The organism is uncultured Victivallis sp. (assembly GCF_944391105.1).
Lineage (GTDB): Bacteria > Verrucomicrobiota > Lentisphaeria > Victivallales > Victivallaceae > Victivallis.
The window spans coordinates 1-7,270 of the sequence record NZ_CALXSK010000075.1 but is presented as its reverse complement, the minus strand read 5'-3'; the positions used below and the strand labels follow the sequence as shown (position 1 = coordinate 7,270).

The following is a 7,270-nucleotide window of genomic DNA, read 5'->3' as shown; positions in this document are numbered from 1 at the left end:
GCTTTTTGAAGGGTAAACGATGAGGCCGCTTTAGCGGCGGCCTGTGAAAAAGTTGCAATTGGCGAATTTTTTCAGAGTCCGTGTCGGGCTGCCGGCAATATCGCCTTGAAGGCGTGGTGCATACCACCGGCTTAGCCGGTGGTTTTGATTCTCTCCTCAGGAGCAGAAGAGCCCGGCTTTTGTCAGCGCTCGGAAACGGTTCAATGCCAGTATCCACTCGTAAATACGCACAAATTCCGGACGTTATCCTGTTTCCATGGCAGTACAACACAGCTGTTTTTTTATTTCCGCTCCTAAATCGAATCCGATACTTGACGGAACGAACTTATGGCAGTATTTTCTATGGTAGCATCTTGGCCGCTCAGACAGATGCGAAACTACAGATTTTACAAAAGGAACGCAGTATGAAACGGATCAGTCTCTTAAGCATGGCCGTGATTATGATAAGTCTCGGAATGGGATGCTCGTTTTTTGGCAACAAAACACAGGAGGTCACGATTAACGTGAGCCCTGCCGATGCACATGTATTGATCAATGGAGAAACTTACACTCCACCGATAAGAATGATGGTTCCCACAACAAAATCATTAACAATTACTGCGGAAAAACCTGGTTATCTGAGCCAAACCGTAAACACAAGGAGAAGCCTGAGCAAGCTCGGCCTATTGGACTTGGTGGGGCTGTTCACAATTTTGGTTCCTGGCATCGGACTTGTTTCCGATGGCGCTTACGAAATTACCAATCCACATATCTATTTTCAACTGAGAACATTGCCGCCAGAAGAACTCTTGCAGGAAAACTAAACGGGAATCAAAAGAAGAGGAAATGGCAACGACTGCGGTTGGCTTCGAAAACTGGATGACTTGACTTGGAAGAGGCCGTGTCCGGTCTTTTGCGCACATTTGTTTCTGAGCGACTCCCGATGACAGACGTGACTTGGCGCCGCCGAAGTTTCCCGTCTTTTTACCTTGTACTCTTTTCGTCAGGTTTGCTGGTACGCCGGACTTGACGATTTTCATCAAGGCTGTCTGCTTTTGTTTCCCGGCGGCGTCCACGGCGGAATGCTTCGCATGACCTCAAGGATCTTGCCCGCTATCTCTTCACAGACAGGCTCTTTCCCGCTGCCGTATTCAAACGACCAGCGGTACGTTATTTGCTCATTCCCGGAACCGTAACTCAAATAGTTGAAGTCCGGATACAGCAGATTCCATTCATAATACGGAACATGTCGATATTTTGAGGTCATCGGGATCGACATCGGCCCCTCTGTCGGGGCGGAAAGCGTAAAAATATATCCATCCGCCAGAGGTCCGGATACGGTGCGGACTCTTTTCTCAAATGCGCTGTAAACTTCAAACAGTCCAGGATGATAACTGAAAATCATTCTGCCCGGATCACTGATTTCCCATGTTCCGGGAATTCCCGCTTTTTCAAATGCCCGCTGAAGTTCGTCGCGGCGGGCGCGGGTAGATGGATGTATGGCAATCGTTCCTGAGGATTCATACATCTGTTCAGCCGGCAGACGCAAAGACTCATAAACCGGAAACCAGACCTCCAAGGCCTTGCCGATTTGCATTGTCTGAAAATCACTCGAACAGGTTAGAATATACGTTTTCGCCTCTTTCTCTGCCGAAGTAACCACAAAACCCGGATATACGCCATCGCTTCTTCTGTCGGAGCTTACCTGTTTCCCGAGATACAACTTGAATTTGTCTGCGGCATATTCCGGAGCATCATTGGAGACCGTAATGCTTTCCCGGTTGCCGGAGACATCGATTTTCAGATTCCAGGCCTGTTCGATGGCGAGACAGATCAGCTTTTCGCATTCGGGATAAAATACTTCCGGAATGGAGTCGGTATTGGCCGGTATTTTCCGGTGATCCAGAATCAGCGGTGAGCGCCCTTTGGGGTCACGCATTACGCGGGCAACGATCCAGTCACCCCCGTGGATTTCTGCGGCAGATTCGGCATTGCTGAAACGGATGGAAGAATGACCGAAAGGAACATTTCCACTGATCAGGAAAGTATCATCCGTGATCTTCCGGGTGATTTTGCCGACCGCGATTCCCTGTTTTGCGAGCGATTCCTGAATCCGGTCGGCATTGTTGTCACGAATCAGTTTCAGCTGTTTCCGATACCATGACGTTTTTGCCAGCATTCCCGCCGGAATTGCGGCGTGTTTGCACCCGCAGAGGAACAATAGTATCCCGGCGGCCGGGAGAATGAAAAAGGTTTGTAATTTCATCTCCGTGGTATACTTCCTGCGTTCGGGATGAATAACGGATGCCCGCAAATGGAAAACCGGCTCGAATCCAGCAACAAAAAAAGCAGGATGCCCGTTCTTGCGTAACATCCTGCTCTTGATTGCAATCAATGGCGGAGAGAGAGGGATTCGAACCCTCGGAGAGGTTTCCCCCTCGCAGGTTTAGCAAACCTGTGCTTTCGGCCACTCAGCCATCTCTCCTGTTTTTTGGTTGTCTCCCTAAAATAGCCTTGGTTTACCGGAATGTCAAATCGTTTTTGAAGGAATTTTCAAAAATTCTCTCAGCGTTCGAAACGCAGCTCCCCGTCCACAAACGTTTTCATTACCCGGAAATCCGCGTCGAGCAGTACCACGTCCGCCTGATAGCCCGGTTCGAGCTTGCCGATCCCCGGCAAGCCCAGCGCGCGCGCCGCCGTGTACGAGGAGGATTTCACCAGCTCCGAAAGCGGCAGCCCCGTCACTTCCGCCACGTTCTTGAGCGCGACGTTCAACTGCAGCACGCTGCCCGCCAGCGCGCCGCCCTCTTTCAGCCGCGCCGCGCCGTCGCGCGAAATCACCGGCAGACCGCCGAGCGTGTACTCCCCGTCCGGCATCCCCGAGGCACGCATCGCATCGGAGATGAGCTCGATGTGATCCGCCCCCTTCACCTGAAACGCCAGCGCGATCATGTCCGGGCAGATGTGCAGCTTGTCGCAGATCAATTCCGCGTAGACGTCGCTCTTGAGCAGGCCCGCGCCGACCATTCCGATATCACGATGGTGCAGCGGCGTCATCTGATTGCAGAAGTGCGACAGATTCCGCATCCCCTGCAGATAACACTCCTTGAACTGTCCGAAAGTCGCCGCCGTATGGACGCAGGAGGGGACGATCCCCATCCGGCAGAGTTCCGCCGTCAGTTCCGCCGCACCTTCCGTCTCCGGCGCGAACGACACTTTCTTCACCGGATAGACCGCGTTCAGCCGCTTGACCTCCTCAATATCCGGTCGGCGCACGTAGGCCGGATTCTGCGCGCCGCAGCACTTCACATTGATGAACGGCCCCTCGAGGTGGACTCCCGGGAGTTTGCACCCTTTGCCGTCGTAGTGTGCCACCGCGTCGAGCGCCGCGCGCAACTCCTCTTCCGGCAGCGTCAGCGTCGTCGGCAGCAGCGTGGTGACACCTTCCTCAAGTTTGCCGCGCGCGATGGTGTTCACCGCCTCGACCGAACCGTCGCAGAAGTCGACATTGTTCCGCCCGTGGCAGTGGATGTCGACGAAGCCCGGCATCGCCGTCAGGCCGCTTCCGGAGATCGTCCGGTCAGCAGCGGGCAGCGGCGATCCCGCCGGAATGAGCGAAACGATTTTGTCGTCCTCGATCAGAAGCGATCCTTCGGCAAGGTCGATTCCCGGTGTGACGATACGGCAGTCGGTGATTAAGGTACGCATGATGAAATCCTCCCGGTTTTTCAGTTCTTTCCATCCACTTTACAATATAAGGCAAGCTCCCCGTTTCCGGAATGAAGCGATGTGCAAAACTTATGGACTTTTTTGCAAAACCGTATGCAAAGCCGCTTTTTTCGGTTGAAATGCTTGTTTTGACGCCTATCTTGAAGTATATTTCCCAAAATAATGGAAGGAAAGGTTGAGAAATGAAACTTACTCTTCTCGTGCTGGCGGCCGGGATGGGAAGCCGTTACGGCGGGCTCAAGCAGCTTGACGAGGTCGGTCCCTCCGGCGAAACCGTGATGGATTACTCCGTGTTCGATGCGATGCGCGCGGGTTTCGACCGCGTGGTGTTCGTCATCCGGCGGGAGATCGAGGAGGCGTTCCGCGCCGCGATCGGCAGCCGTTACGCCGACCGCATTGAAGTCGCCTATGCGTTTCAGGAGATGAACGATTTGCCGGGCGGATTCACGGTTCCCGAGGGGCGCGTGAAGCCGTGGGGCACGGGCCAGGCGGTCTACGCCGCGCGGAAACTGCTCGACGGGCCGTTCGCCGTCATCAATGCCGATGATTTTTACGGCGCGGACAGCTATCGAAAGCTCGCGGGGTATTTGCGTTCCGAGCCCGACAACGGGAAGATCAACGGCTGCATCGCCTCGTTCGTGCTCGCGAATACGCTCAGCGAGAACGGTTCCGTCTCACGCGGAATCTGCTCGGTCGACGAGGCCGGAAACCTCGCGAAGGTTGTGGAGCACACGAAGATCTTCCGGCGCGACGGCGCGATCGTGAGCATGCGCGAGGATGGTTCCGAAGTTCCGTTCACCGGTTCCGAGCTCGTCTCGATGAATTCATGGGGATTCTCGGCCGGGCTGGTCGGGGAACTCGAACGACTGTTTACGGAGTTTCTGCGCGAACGCGGGAGCGAGCTCAAGAGTGAATTTTATCTGCCGTTCGCGGTCGATACGCTGATCCGCGAGGGACGCGCCGAAATCAAGGTGCTGCGCAGCGAGGACAGCTGGTTCGGCATCACCTACCGCGAGGACAAGCCGTTCGTGCAGGCCGCATTGAAGAAACTCGTCGCCGAGGGCGCGTATCCGGAGAAACTGTTCGCATGATGAGTTCGCTGCCGTCCCGTTCGCAGGAGGAGATCCGCGAAATCTGCGCCGGATTCGCAATTTACGGGGATTTTCTGGTCGCGGTTCCATTCGGATCCGGACACATCAACGACACCTATCAGGTCACCTACGATCAGGGCGGCGTGCGACTGCACTACACGCTTCAGCGGATCAATCACTCCGTGTTCAAGAAACCGGAACAGGTCATGGAGAACATCGACCGGGTCACGGCCCATCTGCTGAACAAGATCCGCAGCCGCGGCGAGGAGACCCGCAAGCGGACGCTGCGGCTGCTGCGCACGTTCTCGAACCGTCCGTTCGTGCAGGATAAACGAGGGGACTACTGGCGCGCCTACGTGTTCGTTGAGAATGCGCGCTCCTACGATGTGCTTGAGAGTCCGAAACAGGCGTATCTCGCGGCGCGCGCGTTCGGAGAGTTTCAGTGCGATCTCGTCGATCTGCCGGGACGGCGGCTGCATGAGACGATTCCGGACTTCCATCACACGCCGAAGCGGGTCGACGCTCTGCTTGAGGCCATTGCGGAAGACCGGGTCGGTCGTGCAGCCGGTGTGAAGCGCGAGATCGATTTCGTGATGAAGCGGCGCGATGAGACCGAGCTGCTGCTGAAACTGCATGCGCAGGGGGCGATTCCGGAGCGGATCACCCACAACGACACGAAGTCGAACAACATTCTGATCGACGACCTGACGGGGGAGGGGGTCTGCGTGATCGATCTCGACACGGTCATGCCGGGGCTGTCGCTCTACGATTTCGGCGACATGGTCCGTGGCGGGACGAGTCCGGCCGAGGAGGATGAGGTGAATCTCGACAAAGTCGGCATGCGGTTTGAGATGTTCGAGGCGCTTCTGCGCGGTTTCCTGTCGAGCGCAGGGGAGTTTCTGACTGCGGCGGAGCGGGAGAATCTGCCGTTCTCCGGCAAGCTCATCACACTTGAGACTGGAATCCGTTTTTTGACCGACTACATCAACGGCGACGTCTACTTCAAGACCCGTCGCCCGAATCACAACCTTGAACGTTGCCGCAACCAGTTCCGGCTCGTCGAGTCGATCGAGCGGCAGATGAACCGCATGTGTTCGCTCCTGCTGGACGCGTGACCGGAAGAGCGTGCGTCTTCTCTTCCTACGGGGCGCTGAGTCCCTCCGGATTGGCGTGGACGCGCGCGAATGCCCGAGCGTCTCCATCGTAGGTGATCCAGACGTACCACGGCAGCCGTTCGCCGCGCTTGTCGCGCAGCAGCGCTGGATCGAATCCGGCATCAGGCGGGAGCTTGAATTGTTTTTCTTCGCCGGGATCGAGCGTGAACGGCAGCGGTTTTGAGAGCGGAGCGGGAACTCCGTCCACCCGGAGCTGCAGCGTCCCTTCGGCCCGTTCCGGCAGGAAATTCATGGCGCGAACCGTGACCGGTTTCCCTTCGCCGGGCTGTGAGGCGGCGGCCAGCAGCGGGCCCGCATTCCGCATTGCGATGAGTACGAGACTCTTTTCGAGCTGCGGCAGTGTGGTCGAGAGCACGCCGTCTCTGCACTCAAACGGGAGTTCCGCAAGCGTTTCGCGCACGGTGTCCATGACGAAAAGACGCTTGATTTCGAATGGGACATCCGCCTCGAAGGCAACCTGATGCCGTTCGTGCGGCCCCCAGTTCGCAATGCCGAAGAGAATGCACTCGCCGTTGCCGTAACGGGAAAGAATCTGGAACGGCGAATCGTCCGCTTCGATGTCGTCGGAGCCGAGCATCGGACGCATGGGCGGGCGCAGCCCGCAGCGGTCGAGAAATCCTTTGAGCAGTTTCCTGTACTCCGGATCGCCGACATGGATGATCTCGTTTCCGCGCGTTGCGGGGGAGGGGAGCGTGTTCAACGTGTAGAAATAATTTCGGTACGAATTGAAGAAGGTTCCGGCGAGGTAGAGCACTTTCCCCCTGCCGACTGCGCGTTCCGTCACGGCCGGGGAGCCGTCCGGAAAACGGGCGAGGATCTTTGCGTCGTTTGCCGCTGCGATTTTTTCCGCCCGGTCGATCTTGGCGATGTTCGGGCGGTGCTGCCAGCCGAACGGCGACTCTTTTGTGATCGGCGCGTAGAGCCGGATGCCTTTTGCATTTTCGGTGTCGAAACTCTGGAATTCGTCGGTCGTTCCGAGCGACTTCCCGCCCAGAATGCTGCGGAGGAAGTCCGTTTCGCGATGAAATTCGTCGTATTTTCCGGCCTGGTACTCTGTGATGAGAATGCCGCCGGATCGGACGAATTTCACGATCTTCTCCGCAACTTCCGGGCGCAGGTGGCGCGAGAGCGGCAGCAGCAGCACTTTGTATCGGGGCAGTTCGCCCGCATTGATGTTGTGGTAACTGATGATGTCGACCGGATAATGCAGTTGAGTCATGAGAGCCAATTTCAAAAGTATTGGCTCTCTCGTGTTAATCACTTGTTTTTTCGTGCGTCAAAACCGTTTCGGCGCAC

General features: G+C 56.3%; 6 protein-coding genes and 1 tRNA gene. 3 read left to right on the top strand and 4 right to left on the bottom strand.

Features of this window, described 5'->3' with window-relative positions; all coding sequences use genetic code 11:
- Positions 1–404 precede the first annotated feature (404 nt).
- Positions 405–803, top strand: coding sequence for a hypothetical protein (locus Q0K10_RS15240; protein WP_294508903.1), 399 nt, complete (start codon positions 405–407; stop codon positions 801–803).
- Positions 804–1,018: 215 nt separating this feature from the next.
- On the opposite strand, the gene Q0K10_RS15235 is transcribed toward Q0K10_RS15240, so the two are convergent.
- From Q0K10_RS15235 to nagA, 3 genes are all read right to left on the bottom strand, one after another.
- Positions 1,019–2,245 (bottom strand): hypothetical protein, encoded by a 1,227-nt coding sequence (locus Q0K10_RS15235; RefSeq protein WP_294508901.1) that lies wholly within the window; start codon positions 2,243–2,245, stop codon positions 1,019–1,021.
- 129 nt (positions 2,246–2,374) lie between these two features.
- Positions 2,375–2,464 (bottom strand) — tRNA-Ser (locus tag Q0K10_RS15230).
- An 80-nt stretch (positions 2,465–2,544) separates the two neighbouring features.
- Positions 2,545–3,687 (bottom strand): N-acetylglucosamine-6-phosphate deacetylase, encoded by a 1,143-nt coding sequence (gene nagA / locus Q0K10_RS15225; RefSeq protein ID WP_294508897.1) that lies wholly within the window; start codon positions 3,685–3,687, stop codon positions 2,545–2,547.
- A 203-nt stretch (positions 3,688–3,890) separates the two neighbouring features.
- Here nagA and Q0K10_RS15220 point away from each other — a divergent pair, with 203 nt between their 5' ends.
- Positions 3,891–4,799, top strand: a complete 909-nt coding sequence (locus Q0K10_RS15220; RefSeq protein WP_294508894.1) for a sugar phosphate nucleotidyltransferase — start codon at positions 3,891–3,893, stop codon at positions 4,797–4,799.
- A complete protein-coding gene (locus Q0K10_RS15215) occupies positions 4,796–5,914 on the top strand; it encodes an aminoglycoside phosphotransferase family protein (RefSeq protein WP_294508891.1) in 1,119 nt (372 codons plus the stop codon). The genes Q0K10_RS15220 and Q0K10_RS15215 overlap by 4 nt, the downstream gene beginning before the upstream one ends.
- 25 nt (positions 5,915–5,939) lie before the next feature.
- Here the strand turns inward: Q0K10_RS15215 and Q0K10_RS15210 are convergent, their stop codons facing one another.
- Complete coding sequence (locus Q0K10_RS15210) at positions 5,940–7,193, bottom strand: beta-galactosidase trimerization domain-containing protein (protein WP_294508888.1); 1,254 nt, start codon at positions 7,191–7,193, stop codon at positions 5,940–5,942.
- Positions 7,194–7,270: the final 77 nt, after the last annotated feature.